At 64.9% G+C, this 20314-nt stretch carries 18 protein-coding genes; 10 read left to right on the forward strand and 8 right to left on the reverse strand.

The window, feature by feature from the left end; translation table 11 throughout:
* The first annotated feature begins 57 nt into the window (after nucleotides 1–57).
* The 3 genes from AC57B1_RS21790 to AC57B1_RS21800 all read left to right on the forward strand — a co-directional run bounded on the left by AC57B1_RS21790 (nucleotide 58) and on the right by AC57B1_RS21800 (nucleotide 3208).
* On the forward strand, nucleotides 58–939 hold the full coding sequence (locus tag AC57B1_RS21790) for an isocitrate lyase/PEP mutase family protein (protein ID WP_408297580.1): 882 nt from the start codon (nucleotides 58–60) through the stop codon (nucleotides 937–939).
* Nucleotides 940–1296: 357 nt separating this feature from the next.
* The gene (locus tag AC57B1_RS21795; protein WP_408186233.1) at nucleotides 1297–2736 is read left to right on the forward strand and encodes an MFS transporter; all 1440 of its coding nucleotides are present in this window, start codon (nucleotides 1297–1299) and stop codon (nucleotides 2734–2736) included.
* 37 nt (nucleotides 2737–2773) lie between these two features.
* Complete coding sequence (locus AC57B1_RS21800; protein ID WP_496418624.1) at nucleotides 2774–3208, forward strand: GNAT family N-acetyltransferase; 435 nt, start codon at nucleotides 2774–2776, stop codon at nucleotides 3206–3208.
* A gap of 90 nt (nucleotides 3209–3298) precedes the next feature.
* Here the strand turns inward: AC57B1_RS21800 and AC57B1_RS21805 are convergent, their stop codons facing one another.
* The gene (locus tag AC57B1_RS21805) at nucleotides 3299–4177 is read right to left on the reverse strand and encodes a 2OG-Fe(II) oxygenase (protein WP_496418625.1); all 879 of its coding nucleotides are present in this window, start codon (nucleotides 4175–4177) and stop codon (nucleotides 3299–3301) included.
* A 92-nt stretch (nucleotides 4178–4269) separates the two neighbouring features.
* Nucleotides 4270–4749, reverse strand: coding sequence for a nuclear transport factor 2 family protein (locus AC57B1_RS21810; RefSeq protein ID WP_091809265.1), 480 nt, complete (start codon nucleotides 4747–4749; stop codon nucleotides 4270–4272).
* Nucleotides 4750–5199: 450 nt separating this feature from the next.
* Between AC57B1_RS21810 and AC57B1_RS21815 the strand changes: the two genes are divergently transcribed.
* Nucleotides 5200–5748 (forward strand): hypothetical protein, encoded by a 549-nt coding sequence (locus AC57B1_RS21815; protein WP_496418626.1) that lies wholly within the window; start codon nucleotides 5200–5202, stop codon nucleotides 5746–5748.
* A gap of 146 nt (nucleotides 5749–5894) precedes the next feature.
* A complete protein-coding gene (locus AC57B1_RS21820; protein WP_496418627.1) occupies nucleotides 5895–7238 on the forward strand; it encodes a DUF2325 domain-containing protein in 1344 nt (447 codons plus the stop codon).
* A 24-nt stretch (nucleotides 7239–7262) separates the two neighbouring features.
* On the opposite strand, the gene AC57B1_RS21825 is transcribed toward AC57B1_RS21820, so the two are convergent.
* From AC57B1_RS21825 to AC57B1_RS21835, 3 genes are all read right to left on the reverse strand, one after another.
* The gene (locus AC57B1_RS21825; protein WP_286162198.1) at nucleotides 7263–7664 is read right to left on the reverse strand and encodes a winged helix-turn-helix domain-containing protein; all 402 of its coding nucleotides are present in this window, start codon (nucleotides 7662–7664) and stop codon (nucleotides 7263–7265) included.
* A 52-nt stretch (nucleotides 7665–7716) separates the two neighbouring features.
* Entirely contained in the window at nucleotides 7717–8301 is a 585-nt protein-coding gene (locus AC57B1_RS21830) for a nitrogen fixation protein NifQ (protein WP_496418628.1), read from the reverse strand.
* 128 nt (nucleotides 8302–8429) lie between these two features.
* A complete protein-coding gene (locus AC57B1_RS21835) occupies nucleotides 8430–8918 on the reverse strand; it encodes a molybdopterin-dependent oxidoreductase (protein WP_408346203.1) in 489 nt (162 codons plus the stop codon).
* 167 nt (nucleotides 8919–9085) lie between these two features.
* On the opposite strand from AC57B1_RS21835, the gene AC57B1_RS21840 reads away from it, so the two are divergent.
* Both AC57B1_RS21840 and AC57B1_RS21845 read left to right on the forward strand, forming a co-directional pair.
* Nucleotides 9086–9976, forward strand: coding sequence for an extracellular solute-binding protein (locus AC57B1_RS21840; protein WP_408186228.1), 891 nt, complete (start codon nucleotides 9086–9088; stop codon nucleotides 9974–9976).
* A 5-nt stretch (nucleotides 9977–9981) separates the two neighbouring features.
* A complete protein-coding gene (locus AC57B1_RS21845; RefSeq protein WP_496418629.1) occupies nucleotides 9982–11844 on the forward strand; it encodes an ABC transporter ATP-binding protein/permease in 1863 nt (620 codons plus the stop codon).
* Here the strand turns inward: AC57B1_RS21845 and AC57B1_RS21850 are convergent.
* The 3 genes from AC57B1_RS21850 to AC57B1_RS21860 all read right to left on the reverse strand — a co-directional run bounded on the left by AC57B1_RS21850 (nucleotide 11826) and on the right by AC57B1_RS21860 (nucleotide 14976).
* Complete coding sequence (locus AC57B1_RS21850) at nucleotides 11826–13268, reverse strand: nicotinate phosphoribosyltransferase (RefSeq protein ID WP_496418843.1); 1443 nt, start codon at nucleotides 13266–13268, stop codon at nucleotides 11826–11828. The genes AC57B1_RS21845 and AC57B1_RS21850 overlap by 19 nt on opposite strands.
* Before the next feature lie 153 nt (nucleotides 13269–13421).
* Nucleotides 13422–14624: a CpaE/TadZ family protein gene (locus AC57B1_RS21855; RefSeq protein ID WP_496418630.1), complete on the reverse strand. Its 1203-nt coding sequence runs from the start codon at nucleotides 14622–14624 to the stop codon at nucleotides 13422–13424.
* 67 nt (nucleotides 14625–14691) lie between these two features.
* Entirely contained in the window at nucleotides 14692–14976 is a 285-nt protein-coding gene (locus AC57B1_RS21860; RefSeq protein ID WP_408346215.1) for a hypothetical protein, read from the reverse strand.
* Between the two features lie 1336 nt (nucleotides 14977–16312).
* On the opposite strand from AC57B1_RS21860, the gene AC57B1_RS21865 reads away from it, so the two are divergent.
* The 3 genes from AC57B1_RS21865 to AC57B1_RS21875 all read left to right on the forward strand — a co-directional run bounded on the left by AC57B1_RS21865 (nucleotide 16313) and on the right by AC57B1_RS21875 (nucleotide 20242).
* Nucleotides 16313–17749, forward strand: coding sequence for a sigma 54-interacting transcriptional regulator (locus AC57B1_RS21865; RefSeq protein WP_408346218.1), 1437 nt, complete (start codon nucleotides 16313–16315; stop codon nucleotides 17747–17749).
* A gap of 183 nt (nucleotides 17750–17932) precedes the next feature.
* Nucleotides 17933–19726 (forward strand): MFS transporter, encoded by a 1794-nt coding sequence (locus AC57B1_RS21870; protein ID WP_496418631.1) that lies wholly within the window; start codon nucleotides 17933–17935, stop codon nucleotides 19724–19726.
* Between the two features lie 162 nt (nucleotides 19727–19888).
* Nucleotides 19889–20242, forward strand: a complete 354-nt coding sequence (locus AC57B1_RS21875) for an NIPSNAP family protein (RefSeq protein WP_496418632.1) — start codon at nucleotides 19889–19891, stop codon at nucleotides 20240–20242.
* Nucleotides 20243–20314: the final 72 nt, after the last annotated feature.

The following is a 20314-nucleotide window of genomic DNA, read 5'->3' on the forward strand; positions in this document are numbered from 1 at the left end:
AATGGCACGCTTCCTGCGAAACAACGCCCTGCCTTTTCCTTCTGGAGACACACTGTCATGAGCACTTCCGCTACCCGCCGCGCCGCCTTCCGCGCCAAAGTCAACCAACGCCAGGGCCTGCTCGTGCCTGGCGCCTTCAACGCGATGAGCGCGCGCGTGATCGAGGACGCCGGTTTCGAGGCGATCTACATTACGGGCGCGGGGGTCACCAATATGTCGCTCGGCCTGCCCGACCTCGGTTTCATCGGCCTTGCCGAAGTGGCCGAACACACGGCGCGAATTCGCGACGCGGTTGCGCTGCCGCTGATCGTCGACGCCGACACCGGCTTCGGCAACGCGCTGAACGTGCGCCAGACGGTGCGCGTGCTCGAGCGTAGCGGCGCCGACGTGATCCAGTTCGAAGACCAGATCATGCCGAAGAAATGCGGCCACTTCGCCGGCAAGGAAGTGGTGAGCGCGAGCGAGATGGTCGGCAAGATTCGCGCAGCCGTGGATGCCCGCGAAGACGGCAACCTGCAGATCATGGCGCGCACGGACGCGGCCGCGGTCCACGGTATCGAAGACGCAATCGAGCGCGGCCATCGTTTCATCGAAGCCGGCGCCGACATTCTGTTTATCGAGGCGACCGAATCGCTCGCCGACATCGAGCGTCTGCCGGGTCTGTTCGACAAGCCGCAACTGATCAATATCGTGATCGGCGGCAAGACGCCGGTGCAATCGCGCGAGGCGCTCGCCAAGCTCGGCTACGGCATCGTGCTGTACGCGAATGCGGCGCTGCAAGGCGCGGTGCTCGGCATGCAGCGCGCGCTCGGCACGCTGAAGAGCAATGGCCGTCTCGACGAGGACGCCACGCTCGTCGCGCCGTTTAGCGAACGTCAGCGGCTCGTCAACAAGCCGCTGTACGACAAGCTGGACCGCGAGTACGCCGCGAAAGACTGAGCGGTTTATAGAAAGCAGGGTTTCCGGTAAAGGGGCGCACGCCGGCTTGCAGGCATGCCGCGTGCGCCGCCTGCGTGATGCGCGGCGACCGTCCTCGCCTTCGGTGTGGCGCCATTTATTGCGTTAGGATTCAGGGCTGGCGCTCGCGTGTCATCCAGGATGGCTGCGCGGGGGCGTCAAACGCGGCTGCGTTCGCGTCGCTCGTCCGCCTCGCGCGGATCCCGGAAACACGTTTTCGAAAGGTAGTCGCAAGAACATGAAGGCCAAACCATCGCGCCCAACGCACCGGCGCGCTCACCGCATCGACGCCCACCGGCGTTCACACGACACGGCACGCAGCGCGGCGGAGACAGCGCAATGAGCGGCACGGATACGCGCAACGCGCATGTCGGCTGGCTGCCCTATATCGTCGCCGCCACCTTCTTCATGGAGTACCTCGACACCACCGTGATCGCCACTGCGCTGCCGCAGATGGCGCACTCGTTCGGCGTGGGTCCCAACAGTCTCAGCCTCGGCATGACGGCCTACATGCTGGCGCTGGCGATCTTCATTCCGGCAAGCGGCTGGGTCGCCGACCGCTGCGGCTCACGCACGGTGTTCTTCAGCGCGATCGGCATATTCACCGTGGCCTCCGTGTTGTGCGGTCTCTCGCAGAACGTCGTGGAGTTCACCGCCGCGCGTCTGCTGCAAGGCATGGGCGGCGCGATGATGGTGCCGGTGGGCCGCCTGATCGTGGTCCGCAGCACCGAAAAAAGCCGCATGATGCAGGCGATTTCCACCATTACATGGCCGGCAATTGCAGCTCCCGTGGTCGGGCCGCCGATCGGCGGTTTCATCACCACCTACGCGTCGTGGCGCTGGATCTTCCTGCTCAACGTGCCATTCGGCCTCGCGGCCATGGCGATCGCGCTCGTGCTGGTGCCGAACCTGCGCGGCACCGAACGCAAGCCGCTCGACGTGGTCGGCCTGCTCCTGAGCGGCGCAACGCTGACGGCGATTCTCTATGGCGCGGAACTGGCGAGCCAGCCCGGCGAGAATCCGTGGGTCGCCGGCGCGATCATCCTCGGCGGCCTGCTGATGGGCGTGGTGGCGTTCCAGCACGCGAAGCGTCATCCCCATCCGCTCGTCGATGTCTCGACGCTGAAGATCCCGACCTTCTCCGTGACCGTCGTGACGGGGTCGTTCACGCGCATCGGCATCGGCGCGGTGCCTTATCTGATGCCGCTGCTCTTCCAGGTCGGCTTTGGCTTGTCGGCGTTCAAGTCGGGGCTGTTGCTGCTCGCGAGCGCGCTCGGCAATCTCGGCATGAAGGCGCTGACCACGCGCATCCTGCAGCGTTACGGTTTCCGCATGGTGTCGATCGTCGACGTGACGGTGGCCGGTGTGTTCATCATCGCGTGCGGGTTGCTGACGCCGAACGTGCCGCTCGTGCTGGTGCTGTTCGTCGTATTCGTCTACGGCGTGGCGCGTTCGATGCAGTTCTCGACACTCGCCACGCTGGCCTACGCTGACGTCGCCCAACCGCAGATGAGCGCGGCCAGCACGCTATGGAGCGCGGCGGCGCAGATGACGATCGGCCTCGGCATCGCATTCGGCGCCGTGTCGTTGCGCGCGGCGGCCTTCTTCAACGGCGAGACCACGGGCCGCCTGTTCACACTCGACGATTTTCGCCTCGCGTTCCTGTTCGCGGGCGTGGTGACACTGGTATCCGTGACCGGTTACATGGGTCTCGCACGAAATGCCGGCCAGAGCATAGGCGGCGGGTCGCGCGGCAGCGAGGATCCGGCGAAAGGTTGACGGCGGCACGCTTCGACAAAACAGGCGGAGAGACACAGTGCACACACACGAGTTGACGATTTCGAGCAACAAGGCCGATCTCGAGATGGAAACGGTCTACGCGTTCCTGTCGCAGGAAACCACGTGGGCCAAGGGCATGCCGCGCGAGACGTTCGAGCGGGCTGTCGCGGGCTCGCTATGTTTCGGCGGCTATATCGAAGGCCGGCAGATCGCGTTCGCGCGCCTGATTACGGACGAAGCGACCTTCGCGTATCTGTGCGATGTCTTCGTGCTGCCGGCCTATCGCGGCAAGGGATATGCGTCCGCATTGATGAAGCACGTATTCGCGAGCCCCTCGCTCCAGGCTTTGCGGAGAATCATGCTGGTGACGACGGACGCGCATCACGTCTACGAGCCGCATGGCTTCCGGGCACCGGCGAATCCGGAGCGTTATATAGAGTTGCACAACCCCGACGTCTACAAGACAGCTTGAACACGGCGCGGGCGAACCACACCACAACGAATCAGGCCGGCGAGCAAATCCGCTGGCGCCGCTCAGGTGGCTGCATGGAGTGCGCGTGCGTCAGCCGTAAGCACGTTCGCGCATCCACTTCGTCATGATCCATTTGTCGCCGGCGAGCACCGGCGCGCCGCCGTGCAAGGTCAACGGATCGAGTTGACGCTGGCCGTTCATATAGCGGAAATACACCGCGCCGCCCTGCTGTGCCGCGACCGACATGCCCGCTTCCGGGAAGATCGTTTCGCCGCCGTCGGGTACGTCGTTCAGATAGATCACCAGCGTGGCCACGCGCTGCCCGCCTTGCGCGGTATGCACCGCGCTGCCGGGTTGATCCGGCGGAAAGTAGTCGAAATGCGGGCGGTATTCGCCGGTCGTGCCGTAATGCAGAATCTGCAGCCCTTCGCCGTTTTCGACAGGCCAGTTCATCAGACTCGATATGCGCCGGTCCATCCGCTCAATAAACGAATCTTCGCCGCGCTGATACCAGATGCCTTCGCTAGTGCGGTTGCGGATCACGTCTTCCTTGCCGGTGTCCGGATTCACAGTCGTGGACCGTTTCAGCCGATGCCGCGAGCGTTCGATCATCTCGGCGCACTCATCCGGCGACAGCACGTCGCCGAACACGATCACCTGTGGCCGCTCGCAGCGCATCAGCACGCGCACGTCACGATCGTACGCCCGGATCACGTTGCCGCGCGCAACGGGAGGATCGTCGTACCGGTACGTTTGCGGCGCGGCCCTGGCTAGCGCCGCCTCGGTCGCGGCGGCTGCGGCAAAGGCGGGATTGGCCGGGTTCAGGCCGAAGGTCTGGTGCACGGCGAAGCGCGCGGCCTCGGTGGCGAAACCGGCCTGCACCATGGCGTCGATCATCGAATCCGGACTGCAGCCGCGCGCCACGTTGCTGCTCAGCCACTCTTCCCATGCGGCATCCACTACTGGCATAACGTTCCTCGTTCGTCCGCTTGAAGAAATACAGCATCACGTGGCTGAATGATAGCAAGCGCGCCGCCCTCGACCTGAAGGCGACGCGCGTCTCACGCGCGCCGTTGCCGCCGCCGGTAAAGGTCGAGCCCCTTTCTCGCCTGGGCGCGGATGGCACGCTGCACGAGCGGCGACCAGCCTAGCAGCGTTCCCTTAAGGCCCAATGCCTGACGGGTCCAGCTCCACAAATCGAAGCTGTCGCGATGTTCGACGATACGGCCGTCGCGGAACACGAACCGCGCGTCGATGCGGTTGACCACCGCACGGCCCGTCTGACTGAAGAGGTAACTGGCCACCCAGTGCGCGCGGCCGTGACGGTCGTCCGCTTCGACGCCTTCGAACGTCAGCGAGAAGTCTTGCGCGCGCGCCACCAGCATGCGCCACATGTCGCGCGCTTCGTCGCCGTGCAACTCGCCGAACGCCGGGTCGCTGAAGACGACGTCGTCGGCATAACAGGCCACCATGGTTTCGGCGTCGCGTTGCTGGAACGCCGTGTAGAAACGCTGGATCAGTTCGGTGTTGGGATGGCTCATTGTTTTGATGTTTTGCGTTGCCCGGTCGTGAATGCGATCCGGAAAGCGGCCCGGCGAAAACTCGGCGACGGACACGCAGCACACGATATCGGAAAACCGGACCCACGTGGGCGGCCCGGCACGCCTATCCGTTCGACGCCACGCTGCGCGGCAGAGCGCGGTGCCGAACAGAGGGCGGCTGGCGAGAGAAAGCGGACCGGAGTTGGGATCGCGCGATTCGCCGATCGCGATTCAAATCTGGCGTAATGCATCGGGAAACGGCGTCTATTCAACACACCTTTTGCTTTTCGTTATATCCTGCCGAATATCACGGTAGGCTTCGTAGTGCGTGGCGGCGTGTCTTTCATCGCGCCTCCCCGCCGCGCGCGACGAAGCAAAACAAGCAAGCAGGAGCCAGTAGCGGTGCGCAGCCGATCCATTTCATCCGCCCCAGCAGGACGCCTCGGTCGCTTGCCGAACGAGCTTTCGTCGACCATCGTCGCGGTGAAGTCGGCGTCCGAGCGCGGTCGCGCCGAGTCGATCCGCGATGTCGTCGACGCTTACCGGCGCCTCTACGGCAGCGTGCAGCGCTTCGTGCTCATGCTGACCGACGAGCAGTGGAATTTCGCCTCGGTCGGCACGTCCGGCTCGCACTCGTTGAACCAGTTGCTATCGGTCCTCGCCGAGCAGGCGAAAGCCGCGGCGTTCGTGCGTCTGCGCGATCTGAAAGCGACGATCGAAGAAGCACGCTGCGCCGAACAGTTGCGCGACGCGATCTTTTCCGACACGTTCAGCAACGACCTCGCGGCGCTACGCAAGGTGGTCGCCGAACTCGAACGGCTCGATGCGGCCTTCGTGGGCCTGTGCGTCGCGCATGTGCTCGACCAGCACGCATGGGCGGCGGGCGAACTGGCTCCGGCAGCCGGCAAACGCGCCGCAGCCCCAGGCACGACAGACGCCACGGTGGACCGACGCAAGTTGCGCGCCGCCGAACCCGCCCTCGCCCGCTCGAACGACTGAATCGCGACTGCCACAGATGAACGCTTTCTCTCGCCCACCGCTATATCTTTCCGAATATATCGGTAACCACGCTCGCGCAGCGAAAGTGCGCGACGCGCTCTGCACGCACATTCAATCCGCCTGACCAAACCGGATTCGAGATTCCAATGCACACGCCCCCGTTCCGCCTCGCCCAGCCCACGCGTCTGAAACTCTCCGGCGACGAGCTTGCCGTGACCGGCATGCGCGGCACCGATCCGTGCTGCACGCCCGGCAAGGTGTCGCTCCCGAATACCAAACGGCGCGCGCGCCTCGGCGAACTCGACAGCCATCTGCATTGCTCGATCATCGGCACGTGTCTCGGCACGCACGAATTGCGCAAGCTGGTGCCGAAATTCACGGGACTCGATCGCCACGACGCGAGCGATCTGGAGATTCATCACGCGGCGGTCGAACTCGCGATCGAAGGCGGTGCGGCCGCCAAAGCGCTGCATAAGCTGCTCGACGACCACTATGCCGGCGCGATCCGCCGCTTCGACAAAGCCACCAATGACGCGGACCTGCTCGATCGCTGGGATGAGGCGCTGAAAAGCGGCGACATCCCACCGGCCTATTGGGCGTTGATGACGCATCCCTGTGCAACCATGCCCGTGCGCCAGAAGGCGTTCGGCGACTTGCACATGCTGTCGCATCTGGTGGGCGCCGCCAACCGCGCGGACATTCGCAGGCTGGTCGCGCTCGAAGAGGAAAACGCCGCCTTGAGAGACAAAGTCGAACAGCAGCAGCGCCGCATGCAGGAACTCACCCTGCAACACGACGCGTCGCGTGCCGCGCTCGATGAGCAGATCGCCCGGCTCACAGCACGGACACCCCGTCAGATACCAGCCGACACCGCCGGTCTCGAAGCCGAGATACGCCGGCTACGCGACAAACTGGCCGATGCCGATCAGCGTGTCGCGCTGCATACGAACCGTCGCGAGGCCGCGGAACAACGGGTGCTCCAGGAACAGGACGCGGCGCTCGCGCTGCGCAAGCGCTACGATCAAACGCTGACGCTGCTCAAGCTGGTCCAGAGCGAATGCGACGCCCTCGAGCACGCAACCGCCGACGCAGCGAGCGGACCGGGCGCGCGCGCGGCGAGCCTCGGCAGCGTACGCGGCAAACGGATCGTGTATGTAGGCGGAAGGCCCGGCTCCAACAACATGCTCAAGCGGCTAGTGGAAGCGGCCGGCGGCGATCTGGTCGTGCACGACGGCGGCGTGGAAGACCGCAAAGGCATGCTTGCCGCGGCTCTGCCGGGAGCGGATCTCGTGGTGTTCCCGGTTGACTGCGTCGATCATGATTCGATGAATACGCTCAAGCGCGTGTGCGAGCGCCATCAGATCGACTATCGCCCGCTACGTACGGCTAGCGTGGCGAGCTTTGTCGAATTGATGGGCCGCCTGAACCCCGAGAATCTCGCGCGACTCGCCAATCCGCCGTCTTCGGCTTTTTGCCTGCGACACGGCTAACAACGGCCTGAAGGACTCAACCGTTCAGGAGCGGATCAACCGGGTCAGCTCGGCAATCTGTTTCGCGCAACTTCGCTGCGCCTCGACTTCGACGTCGCGATACAGGCGAATGATGGTTTCGCCAACGGAAGTCAGCGTGCAGCCGCCGCCGCTCTGCCCGCCCTGCTCCGAATGCGTGGCAGGCGACTTGAGCGAACGGTTCAGCTCGTCGATCAGGAGCCACGCGCGCCGGTACGACATACCGAGACTGCGCGCCGCCGCCGAGATCGAGCCGAATTCGCGCACCGCTTCGAGCAAGTCGACTTTGCCCGGCCCGAGAGCGACCGCGTCTGCGCTGCGAATGCGCATTCTGAAGCGCACTTCGGGGCGCGCCTTCGCGGCTTTTTTTGCCGCGGGTGCGGATTTGGTTTTGGGGGTGTCGGCCATGCGCGAAAGCATACACGAACGGCCCCGTACTGCCACCCTGGGCGAATAGCCATCAGCGAAGGCTGGGGAAACAGTGCCCGTAGTCTTCACAACCCGGACAACCCGGCGACGGGCCGGGCACGAGACCCAGCGACAGCGCCCGTTGTTCGGCGAGGAATTTCTTCCACCGCAAGTTGGCGACATTCAGCGCCACGAGCGTGGGGAAATAGCGCGTGAGCATCCAGGTGACTTCGTCGCGGCCGGCAAGGCCGAGGTCGCGCCACAGGTGATCCGGGCGCAAACAGGCATGGGCAATGATCGAGGCGAGGCAGTGTGCGTCGTCGGCATTAACGGCGGCGCTGGCGTGCGTGAGCAACAGCGCGTGGAGCGTATGGACGAATTCGACGTGGCCGCCGGAGTCGACTACCAGCGGCATGGCGGCGGGCGCAGCAGGCGCGGCGGCGCGCGCGAAATGCCGTGCTAGCAGCGCGCGCCAGGAGGGCGCCTTGAGCCCGAGCAGGGCGAGTTCGTTGCGCACGTCGCGCGTGGCGATCAGTTTCGCAAAGAGTTGTGTGTCGGGCGACGCAGCGTTCGTGGCGGCGCCCAGCCAAACGGCCATGCTTGCGGCGACCTGCGCATCCTCTGGCAACGACAACATCAACGGCCGCCGCTCCTGGTCGGACGCGGCAGCATCGTCAAAGCATACAAGTGGATCGTCAGGCATGGCTGCGAACGGGTAAAGGCCAGCTGACCATGTTACGCCTGCCCAGGCAGAGGCCGCATCAGCTACGCCAAAGGTGCCAAAACATGCGCCTCGATTCGCGCGAGCCGTTTGACATGGCGCGGCGCAGGCAGGATGTCCGATCCGGAAAACAGAATCGGCGCGCCGTCGTCAGCGTCGAGCGCACGGCCGCCGCATTCATAGGCGACCAGCACGTTCTCGCCCACGGGCGTATTGAAGAGCTCATGCCATGAAAACGTCACGACGTAGCCGTCATGCCCCACCGCGACGAATACCGTGCGCTTGAATTCGCCCGGCACGCTATCGGGCAGCCCCGCTTCCGTGATGAGCGTGGTCAGACGCACGCCGCGATACGGCTCGACACTGCGAATGAAGCGGTTCGTCGTGTAGCACCGCAGATCGAACGGCGTGGCCACCACGCTTTCGTGGCGTCTGAGTTGATCGAGGTCGAGCGAAAGCGGCCGCTGGAATCGTCCACTCAGCACGAGCGCGCCTTTCACGGCGGGCGCCGCTTCCACATTTATCCTGTCCATACGCAATTATCTCCAGCATTGAAGGCTGAGCGGCCGGTCCGGGCGCTATGTCCGTGCAAATATTACGCGACGATGCTGCTCAAACGAGGCAATCAGTGGGGGCTGCAAGGCGTGCAACGCGCCGACGTCGTAATATAGCGCTCTTAATAACGTTTCGGGGTCGTCGCATGATTCGCAAGCTGCTCGCTTCTCTCGTTGCTCCACTCGTGGCTGTCACCGGCATCGTGGCCGCGACGCCCGCGTTGGCGCAGGACAACACGGTCAACGTGCTGTACGCCGGCTCGCTCGTCAATCTGATGGAGCGCAGCATCGGCCCGGCATTCGAGAAGGCCACCGGCCAGCATTTCCGCGGCTACGCAGCGGGCTCGAACAAGATCGCCAACGAGATCAAGGGCAAGCTGCGTCGCGGCGACGTGTTTATCAGCGCGAGCCCCAAGGTGAATGACAGTCTGATGGGCGCGGCGAACGGCGATCACGTTACGTGGTATGTGAACTTCGCCGAATCGCCGTTGATGATCGGCTATAACCCGCAGAGCCGGTTCGCCGCGCAGTTCAAGACCAAACGCTGGGACGAGGTGCTGCAGGAGCCGGGCATCCGCATCGGCCGGACCGATCCGAAGCTCGACCCCAAAGGCGCATTCACCGTCGAGATGATGAACAGGGCGGCCGAGCTCTACCATCAGCCGGACCTCGTGCAAAAGACGCTTGGCGCAGCGGAGAACCCGGAGCAGGTCTTGCCTGAGGAAACGCTGGTTGGCCGCCTGCAATCCGGCCAGCTCGACGCCGGTTTTTTCTATTCCACCGAAACATCCGACCTGAAGATTCCGGCGCTCCGACCGGCGCCCGAATTGCAGGCCAAGGCCAGCTATACGCTGACGATTCTCAGCGACGCGCCGAACCGTGAAGGCGCGAGCAGCTTCGCCGACTTCCTGTTGAGCGCAACAGGACGCGAGTTGCTGAAGCAACATGGCGTGGACGTCATCAAACCGACCGTGAGCGGTAACCTGCAGGCCATGCCGCCCTCGCTGCAAGCCGTGATCGACGCCGCCACGCGGTAAGCGCGGTGAAACGCACCGCTGCGCGTCCGCTGCTGTGGTTAGCTGCGCTGCTGGCCGTCTATCTGTGCGCGCCGTTTATCGCGAGTGTGCCGCAGCTCGGCGCAGCGGATTGGGCAAACGTCGACTGGCGCGCCACGTGGTCCGCAGTCGGTGTTTCGGCGGCGAGCGCCAGCGTGGCCTCGCTCGCGATTTTGCTGGGCGGCGTGCCGCTCGGCTATTTTCTGGCGCGCTCGAATTCGCGGAAGGTGGCGCTGCTCGGTTTTTTCGTGCAGTTGCCGCTAGCGTTGCCGCCGCTCACCAGCGGCGTGCTGCTGCTGTTTCTGCTCGGCCCATATAGCTGGGTCGGTCAATTGACTCACGGCATGCTGACGGATTCGTTCGCAGGCATCGTGCTCGCGGAAGTTTTCGTCGCCGCGCCGTTCCTGATCATCGCCGCCAAATCCGCGTTCGCCGCCGTCGATCCGGTACTCGACGACGTGGCCGCGACACTTGGCCATCACGCCGCCAGCCGCTTTTTCCGGGTCATGTTGCCGGTGGCCTGGCCGGCGATTCGCGCGGGACTCGCGCTCGCGTGGCTGCGCGCGTTCGGCGAATTCGGCGCGACCGTGATGGTCGCCTATCACCCGTATTCGTTGCCGGTCTATACATATGTCGTATTCGGCGGCCAGGGCCTTCCGGCGATGATGCCCTTGCTGCTGCCCACGCTTGGCATCGCGATCGTCTGCGCGGCATTGTCGATTTACAGCCTTCGGCAGAAGCGCGCACTCCCACAGACCGAAAATGGCGACGACGCGCTCGAACCCGGCACGGACCTGACCGCGAGCCGCGGCGACACCACGGACCTGCGCCTCGCCTTCCATTTGCGGCGCCGCCTCGGCGCGTTCGATCTCGACATTGCATGGACGCCGCTCACGCGGCGTCTCGCGATCATCGGGCCGTCCGGCTCTGGCAAGTCATTGGCGCTGCGGCTGATTGCGGGGCTCGAGTCCAACGCGTCGAGCAATGTGATGCTCGGCACGACGCAATTGGACACGCTGCCGCCCGAGCGTCGGCAGATCGGTTATATGCCGCAAGACTACGGCCTGTTTCCGCATATGACGGTAGCGCGGCAACTGGCCTTCCCCGTCGATGCCGATCCCGCCAGCGCGCGTTACTGGCTCGATCATCTGGGTCTCGCGCAACTAGTCGCGCGCCTGCCGCATCAATTGTCGTTCGGCCAGCGGCAGCGGGTCGCGCTTGCGCGCGCGCTGACCCGGCATAGCGAACTGCTGCTGTTCGACGAGCCGTTCGCCGCGCTGGATACGCCTCGGCGGCGCCGCTTGCAGCAGTCGTTGCGCGCCTTGCAGCGCGAGATCGCGGCGGTGACGATCATCGTCACGCACGATCCGGATGAAGCCGCTTTGCTGGCTGACGAAGTGCTGGTCGTCGAACAGGGCCGCGTGTTACAAGCGGGTCCGATCGACGCCGTGTTCGAGCGGCCGGCGTCGATGCGGGTGGCCGCCCTGCTCGGCTTGCACAACGTCGGCGAAGGGGTGATGAGCGCATCGGCCCACGTGGAGATCGCTCCGGGCTTCGTGATCGGCACGGGTGACAGCGGGCTCGCGCTCGACGCCGGCGAGCGGGTCATGTGGCGCGTGTCGTCGCACGCCATTCACGTGACGGACGCCGGCATGCATGCCGGCGTGATCGACGCGGTCGAATTGCGGCGCGGTGAGCGTTATGTCCGCGTGAATATTGCCGGCGTCCGGTTCGACATGGCCAATGAAGATACCCGCCTGCGCGAAGGCGCGCCATGCAGGGTGGACTTCCGCGCTTCAGGCGTTGCGGTCTGGCAAGCGAGCGGCTCGCGTCAGGCTTCGTGCGCGTGAGCCCGGCTCCTGATCTCGGCCAGCGACATGTCGATCAGCAACTTGCCGGAATCGAAGACCGTCACCAGCGCCTCTTCCCAATCGCCCTCGACCGTGCCTTCGTTCCACTCAATGGGTAGCGTCGCGGTTCGATACTCGCCGGTATGGCGATTCACCAGCAGGGTGAGCCGCCCTTTCATCGAACGCTTTCCAGCGTCCGTGACCGGGTCCTTGAGCACGTCGTGCCACTCATCGCCTAAACGGATCGCGGAGCATTTCATCGCGAAGCGCTGCGTGTCGCGGTTGATCTGCTGCAACAGCGCGCCGCCCATGCCGAACACGATGTTGTCCGCCGCGAAACCGGCTTCGTCGATGGCGGCGAGGATCGCTTCGATCGAGTCGGGATTCACGCCGTCGCCTTGAATCACGCGCACGTTGTCGAGCACGCGCCGGCCTTTGCCGTTCACCGACGAACCGAACGACGCCTCCAGGGCCTGCATGGTTTGCAGGACGATCGTGCGCGGATCGCCGGAGTCGGGCCGGATCACCAGCATGCCACCAGAGTCGAGCACCGTCTGCTTCAATTCCGTACCCCAGGCATGCAACGCGGCGAACAGATCGTAGGAATCGGACACCACCGAAACGATCGCGCCTGGCTTGCCGAACTGCGCGATCATGTTGCGAAACGCATCGGTCTCCCGTTCGCGTCCCCATGAGGTGATCGTGCTGTGCTCCGCCGCCGGCACGGAAAACGCCGCCATCGCCTCGTTGTAGTAGTGGTTCGCCGCGACCACGCCGAGCACGGTATCCGAGCCCATGAAACTGACGAGGTGCGCCGCGCCGCCAATCGCCGCCGACTCCGCGCTCGACACCCCGCGCGCGCCGAAGTCGTGCAGCTTGAACGGCAATTGCGTGAGGTCGTCACTGCTCTTGAGCAGATAGTCGCGGATCGTTTTACGTAGATGCCAGCTTTGCGTCGCCACCGTAATCGGATACCACACGCGCAGCAGCATGGTTTCCAGATACGAAGCCAGCCAGAACACTTGCGGATCGTCGCACTCGACCGTGACGAGCACGTTGTGCGTCGGCACGACCGAGCCTTCCGGCACCGCGCGAATGCGCACCGGCAGATAGCCGCCGTAGTGTTCGACGATGTGGCGCCAGCCGGCTTCGTTGAACGGCTCGCCGTGCGTCGTGAAGAATGCCTTGGCCTGATCGATCATGGCCGGCGTGACCGGGCGGCACAAGTACTCCTTGATCAGCATCTGCAGGCCGAAGAACAGCGTGCGGTCGTAGCGCCCGCCGCGCGATTCGATGTACGAGAACATCGCCGACGCTTCGGGCGGATATTGCAGGTAATGCGACGCCTTGTACGAATCCGTGTTGAGAATCGGATTGGACAGGATCGACGCGATATCGTTGAGACCGTTGAACTCGTTTTGCATGGTCGATGCGGCGCTCACGGTGGCGCTCTCGAGAGTGATCGGGCGGATCGGGCGGGCCGGACTTTCACCCGGTGCGTCCTTCCACTCAGGATCATGCCACGCGCGTGCGAATTCCCTGCTCACACGTAGCAGATCGCGCTTGACCCGTGGAGTTCAATGCCCCGGCTTGAGCTGCGGCGGCGTGTTCCGCCGCGACGCGAACAGCCGGCCGAGCACGCCTTTGCGGCGCTCGGCGCTGGACGGCCAGAGCATGTCCGCCAGCAGGCTGATGCCTTGCGCGAGCGTACTGTCTTTAGCCGACGTCACCAGCGGCACGCCGCGGCTGAGCGCCTCGTTGGCCTGTTTTTCGTCGCGCGGAAGCTGATGCGCCACCTTCGCGCCGAGCGTCTGTTCGAGCTTCGGCAGGTTGATCTGGGCATTCTTGTCGTATTGATTCACCACGACCCGCACCTTGCTCGCCGGATAACCCAGTTCCCTGAAAATATCGAGCATGCGGCGCCCGCCGTGCAGGTAAAGCAGATTCTGGCGCACCACCATGCAGATCACATCGCTGTGGTCGAGCGCATGGATCGTGAGCGGATTGAGGCTCTGGCCAATGTCGATCAACACCGCGTCGTAACGCTCGCGCACCAGTGCGAGAATCCGCGCCAACTGGGCCGGCAGCAGTTCGGCGGCCTTGAGCGGATCGCCTGCGCCCGCCAGCACATCGAGATTTGCGTGGACATGCATCACGCATGATTCGAGCAGCGCGGCGTCGAGGCGCTCCACTTGGGAGCAGAGATCGGCAAGCGTGGTGGGCGGCGGTTTGTCGGCCATGAGCAGGCTGGCGTCGGCGAATTGCTGGCTCAGGTCGATCAGCAGCACACGCCGGCTGCTCAGCGCGGCGAGCGAATAGGCGAGATTGACGGCAATCAGCGTCGTGCCGCTGCCGCCTTTGCTCGAAGCCAGCGAGACGACACGTCCGGCGCGGCGTCCGCTCGCGTTTTTTCGCGCCTCGACCTGGATCAGGATGGTAGTGAGTTCGTCGGCGTCGAGCGGCCACGACAGGACGTGCCGCACGCCGACACGCATCGCCACGCCCAGCAATGCCGTGGATGGCGCCGGCGTCATCAGCACGCAATGCAGCGCCGGCGTACAGGCAAGCGCCTCCTCGATGCCGTCCAGGTCGCGTGCGCTCAGATCGACATCGTCGACGATCAGCAGCTCGGCGCTGCGGATCGCACGGGCGTGCGCGCGCACCTGCCGGGCCGAGCCGCGGGCGGTGCGCAGCCGGTAAGCCACGCCGCTTGCCTCGAGACGCGCGACGATTTGCGGCGCGCGCTCCATGCTGGATGAAATCAGGAAGATGTCGATCATGCCGGCTCTCCGCCGCTCTGCCGCCGTCCGGTTGCCGTGGCCACCGCGATAACGGTCTATGTTCTGATTATTCGTCGGAATCGGAGGGGCGAATGTCCGCCCCGCGATCGTGGTATCGGTCCGGAGATGCCGGCATCTCATACATGGCGTCGCGCAACGCCTCGCGCTGGATCTCCGCCTGCGCCTTACGCTTGATTGCTTCGGCAATGACCAGCGTCAGCAGATCAGCCGGCGGCGCGGCGGACATGGCGCGCGGCGCGGCCACGTGGCGTTGATAAACGGCGCCGGCCGAACGCGCGACACCTTCATGAGCCGGTTGTGCAGCGCCAGCGCGCTTGAAATGTATGGTCATGACAACCCCCGAAAAATATGTCTTGTTTCAAGGCCGTGTCCAGGTGAGCCGTGTCCGCGAATTCGCGGACACGGCGCCCGGTCCACCTCGTAACCTGCGCCTCTCTATGGAGACTCCGGCCGTTCCTCCCCGCCTCGTCGCGCCCGGTTGGTCCTTGACCGCGCGCTGCCCCGTCGCTGCTCTTTCGCTGTTGTATGCGCCGCGGTTGTGTAAGCCGCTGTTGTTTGCGCTGTTCCGTGTATCGCTTTTCAACCTCCCGGCGGCGATATCTGTTGTTTGTGCGAGGTCGATGTTTTACTTCCTCCGCTCGCGGATGACCGGTCAGGTGTACCGATCATTCGCCCCGCTTTTGTTCTGACATCCGCTTATTTAGTGGCCCCGCCGCCCTTCGTAAGACGCATTGGCTTCCCCGGCCGCGCCTACGAAGTCTCTGAGCTTGCCGCCGGCTTTTCTTATGTGGCTTTCCCGTCGAGTGACCGGGCGGCAACGCATTCCCTGTGAGGTGCTTATTGCAACGGCTATGCCAGGCACGTTCAAACCCTTATGCCACCGTGAGTCTTGCTGCGGCACACCCGCGCCGGGCACCCTTCGCATCGCGCATTGATTCGAATCCGACACGTGTTTGTCGCGCCCGCCGCGCGCTCCGGTATGGATGTACCGACCCGCCTGCTTAAGCGGCGCTCCCATATCCCGCGTGGGGTCGCGGGTCGCGCTCGCATTCCGGTCAAAAGTGCCGTTCCTTCGGAACCCTACCGGTACGCAAAAATGGGTTGCCCGATGTGTCGCAAGCGTGAGACACGCCCAATCCCGAACGACAGTGCGATTCCTCATCGTGGCAAAGCGAATTGCAACGCTGTGTTGGACTCCGCGCATAGGAGCCCTTGACCATCGGTTTTTGAACAGTCAGGACGAGTGACATGATGCAAAAAACCTTCCTTAATCCAGACTTGTTTGTATGGCGCTAGAAAGCGGTTTCGCTTATCGTTAAGCCCATGCGCCGCTAGAGCGCTTGTACCAGGCCAACGAGCTAAGAAATAGCTGGTGTAATTCGGGGAAGAGATCGTCTGGCGGTTACAACGGTGAACACTGTTGCGCCACCCGTCCGATGTGTAGCACCTCGCGGCTCGCGCCGCCTGCTCCATGCCCCCGAGATTGCCGCTACCGTGAATCCGTCATCGCCCGGCTGCGAACAGCAGAGTCCCTCGGCGGCGGCGCAATCCCTAACCGGACCCGTGCAAACGGACCGGTTAGCTCAGTTGGCCGGAAGCCGGCATCTTGCCGGTCTGTCGAGTACGTCGCAGAGCAGTCCTGAGAGCAGCATCAAACCGGGGGTAACATGAATACGACTTGCACGCCTGTCGACACGGAACGCACCGTTCTTTACGTGTCGAATTCGCCGGACCAGAAACTCGCCGCTTTCCTGGCGGCTTCCGGTTGGCAAGCGGTGCATGCCAAGAGCACGGCCGTCGCCGAACGCATGATCGAACGTGGCAATATCAAAGTCGGCCTCGTCGAACTGCCCGGCGACTGCACATCCCAACATCTGTCCGCGCTCGCGTCCTGCATGCGGCGCGTCGAAACCAACTGGGTCGCCCAGATCGCGCCGGGGCAGGCGGAGAACGAACTGGTCAGCCGTTTCATCCTCGACTATTGCTTCGATTTCGTGACGCGCCCGTGGCTGAACGAGCGGCTCGTGTTCGCGCTAGGCCACGCGCATGGCCTGTCGAGCCTGCGGCATGTGGAAGTCGCGCCGGAGCCGTCGCTCGGCCGCCACGGCATGGTCGGACAATGCGAGGCCATGCAGCAGTTGTACCGGCGCATCGACAAATGCGGCGTGACCGACGCGCCGGTGTTCGTCGCCGGCGAGTCGGGCACCGGCAAGGAGCTGACCGCCCGCGCGATTCATGAACGCTCGCCGCGCGCCGGCCGCACCTTCGTCGCGATCAATTGCGCGGCGATTCCGCCGAGCCTGCTGCAAGCCGAATTGTTCGGCCACGAACGCGGCGCCTTTACCGGCGCGCTCCAGCGCAAGATCGGCCGGATCGAGAGCGCTCATGAAGGCACCCTCTTTCTCGATGAAATCGGCGATATGCCGCATGAATGCCAGGCGGTCCTGTTGCGTTTCCTGCAGGAAGGCACGATCGAACGGCTGGGCGGCAATGGCCCGATCAACGTCGATGTGCGGGTCATTTCGGCGACCCACGTCGATCTGGATAAGGCAGTCGAAGACGGCCGCTTCCGCTCCGACCTGTACCACCGCCTGTGCGTGCTGCGGCTCGTCGAACCGCCGTTGCGCGAGCGCGGCGGCGACATCAAGCTGCTCGCCAACTATGCGCTCAGCATGTACAAGCAGGACGGCGCGCGCAAACTGCGCGGGCTGTCGAGCGACGCGATCGTCGCCATGTCGAACTATCCGTGGCCGGGCAATGTGCGCGAACTGATCAATTGCGTGCGCCGCGCCGTGGTGATGAGCGAGGGCCGCTTCATCACGGCCAGCGATCTGGGCTTGCCGGAAGCCGAAAATGGCCCGGCCGTGACGCTGGCGGAGATCCGCAGTAAGGCCGAGAAAGACGCCATCGAGCACGCTCTGCAACGGCATGGCTACAAGCTGTCCGAAGCCGCGGCCGAACTCGGCATTTCACGAGCCACGTTGTACCGGCTGATGCACGCCAACCGGTTGCACCAGGACGTGGCGACCGGGCGCGCCGCGAATGCGGGCGGCGGCGCGGATGCCGACGGCGAGGCGGAGCGGAGGGCGCCTTCGCTGGTGTGAGCGTGTGAGATCCAGCCGCCTGGCTTCTGCGCTGGGCGTGCTTCGCTCTGTTCTGCGGGACCGAGTGGAGCCTCGCCGCGCGCCATGACCCGATCGGCGTGAAATCGCGCGGCAGCCTCCGCTCCTTTCGCCGAGACGCCGGCATTGCTACGCTGAAGGCCGTTCATCCATCCGGGAGCGAACTTGGCCGACCAGCACGCACCGGCGCTCGAACGCCGATCCTCGTCCGTCCTGCCGGCTCAGGCCAGCCCGTGCGATGCGCTCGTCATCCGCACACAACCGCCTGGTCTCGTCCACCCTTGCCGGCGGAAAAAGCTCGCGCTGGCCGCGACCATTCTCGGCTCGAGCATGGCCTTCATCGACGGTTCCGTGGTCAATGTCGCGTTGCCGTCCATCCAGACCGAACTGCACGCCAGCGTGGCGGCGATCCAGTGGGTCGTGGACGCCTATCTGCTGTTTCTCGGCGCGCTGGTACTGGTAGGTGGTTCGCTCGGCGACAAGCTCGGCCGGCGCACCGTGTTCATCGCGGGAATCGGCCTCTTCACGCTGGCGTCGATCGGTTGCGGCCTCGCGCCGGGCGCCGCCGCCCTGATCGTCGCGCGCGGCGTACAGGGCGTGGGCGCGGCGCTGCTGGTGCCGAGCAGCCTCGCCATCATCGGCGCGGTGTTCGACGACAAGGCGCGCGGCCAGGCGATCGGCACCTGGGCCGGCGTCGGAGCTATCACCTCGGCGCTCGGACCGGTGGCGGGCGGCTGGCTCGTGGATGCGTTTTCGTGGCGGGCCATTTTCTTCCTGAATGTGCCGATTGCCTGCGCGACCGTCGTGCTGGCGGTCATCGCCGTGCCGAACAGCCGGCAAGACGATGAAGATCCGCCCGTACGCGGGTCCGCCGATGCCGCCTCCCTCCCCCATCCCACCTCCAGCCGCGCCGAACACGTATCGGCCCGGCTCGACTGGCCGGGCGCGGCTACGGCCACCGCCGGGCTCGCCGCCTTGACCTACGGCCTGACCCTCGCTTCGGCGCGCGGCTTTGGCGACCGCTGGGTGCTGGCGTCGATACTCGGCGGCCTGCTGGTGCTGTTCGCTTTCGTCGCGCTCGAAGCGAGAAGCCGCAATCCGATGGTGCCGCTCGACGTGTTTCGTTCGCGCGACTTCGTCGGCGCTAATCTCGTCACGCTGCTGGTCTACTTCGGGTTGGGCGGCGCGCTGTTCTTCCTGCCGTTCACGCTGATCCGCGCCTATGGTTACAGCGCGACCCAGGCGGGCGCAGCGCTGTTGCCAGTGCCGGTGACCATTGGCTTGCTGTCGCGGTTTACCGGCGGCCTGACGAGCCGCTTCGGCGCGCGGGCGTTGCTGAGCGCTGGACCGGCCGTCGCCGCCACCGGCTTCGCGATGCTCGCGTTGCCGTGGGTGCACGGCGAGTACTGGCGCGGCTTTCTTCCCGCGCTGGCCGTGCTTGGGCTCGGCATGACCATCACCGTCGCGCCGCTCACGACAACGGTGATGACCTCGGTGTCCGCCGCGCGCACGGGCGTGGCGTCGGGCATCAATAACGCGGTGGCGCGGGTGGCGAGCCTGCTGGCGATCGCGGTGCTGGGCATCGTGTTCGTGTGGTCGCACGATGCGGCGCTCGAGGCGCGGCTCGACGCACTGCATGTGCCGCAGGCGGTGCGCGCGGCAACGAGCCTGGCGCGAGTGGGGATAGGTGCGGACGCTGCGTCGCCGGCCGCTGGGACCGGTACGCCGGACGGAAAGTCGGAAGGGGCGCGGGCAACTGGGACAGAGAAGCAAGCCGAAGCCACTCGCGATGCGACCCAAAGCCAGCAGGAAGCGGCACGAGTTCAACCGGATCTGGCTCGTGCCCAGGCCGAAGCGCTCGGCGCGGCATTACGCGCGGTGGCACTGGTGTCGGCTTTGTGCGCGCTGGCCGGCGCGGCGCTGGCGGCTCTGACGATCAGCCCGAAACGACCGCTTTAGAGGTGCCGCGCCTGATCCACGGCGCATACAAGGCACGCACGCGGCACACACACGTCCAGCCATCCATAGTTCAGTCCGCGCTGAAACATCGCCGCACGGCGGCCGCCATACTGCGGTCATGGTGCTTCAAACCACGATCCTCGACCAACCGGGAGCTTGCACATGGCGATAACCTGCTTCATCCGCTATCAGATCGATCCCTTCCAGCGCGATGTCTTCGACGAATACGCCCGCAACTGGGGCCGCATTATTCCGCGTTGCGGCGGCCATCTGGTCGGCTACTTCCTGCCGCACGAAGGCACCAACGACATTGCCTGGGGCTTGATCGCATTCGAGAGCCTCGCGACCTACGAAGCGTATCGGGCGAGATTGCGCGCCGATGCCGAGGCACGCGAGAATTTCAGGCTGGCCCAGACGAAGCGCTTTATCCTGCGCGAAGAGCGGACTTTCACGGAAGTCGTGGCGGGCACCTTGGGTGTGCCGCCGGTCTACACGGCGGCGGTTGACGCTGCGTGATTGCAATCACGCAGCGCTTCGCGGCGAGGCGGGAATGCCCGAGCTCCGCGGCCGGGATGCGGGAGGTCGGCG

It is taken from the genome of Paraburkholderia sp. BGA-UO-ETr-F21, from assembly GCF_059567925.1.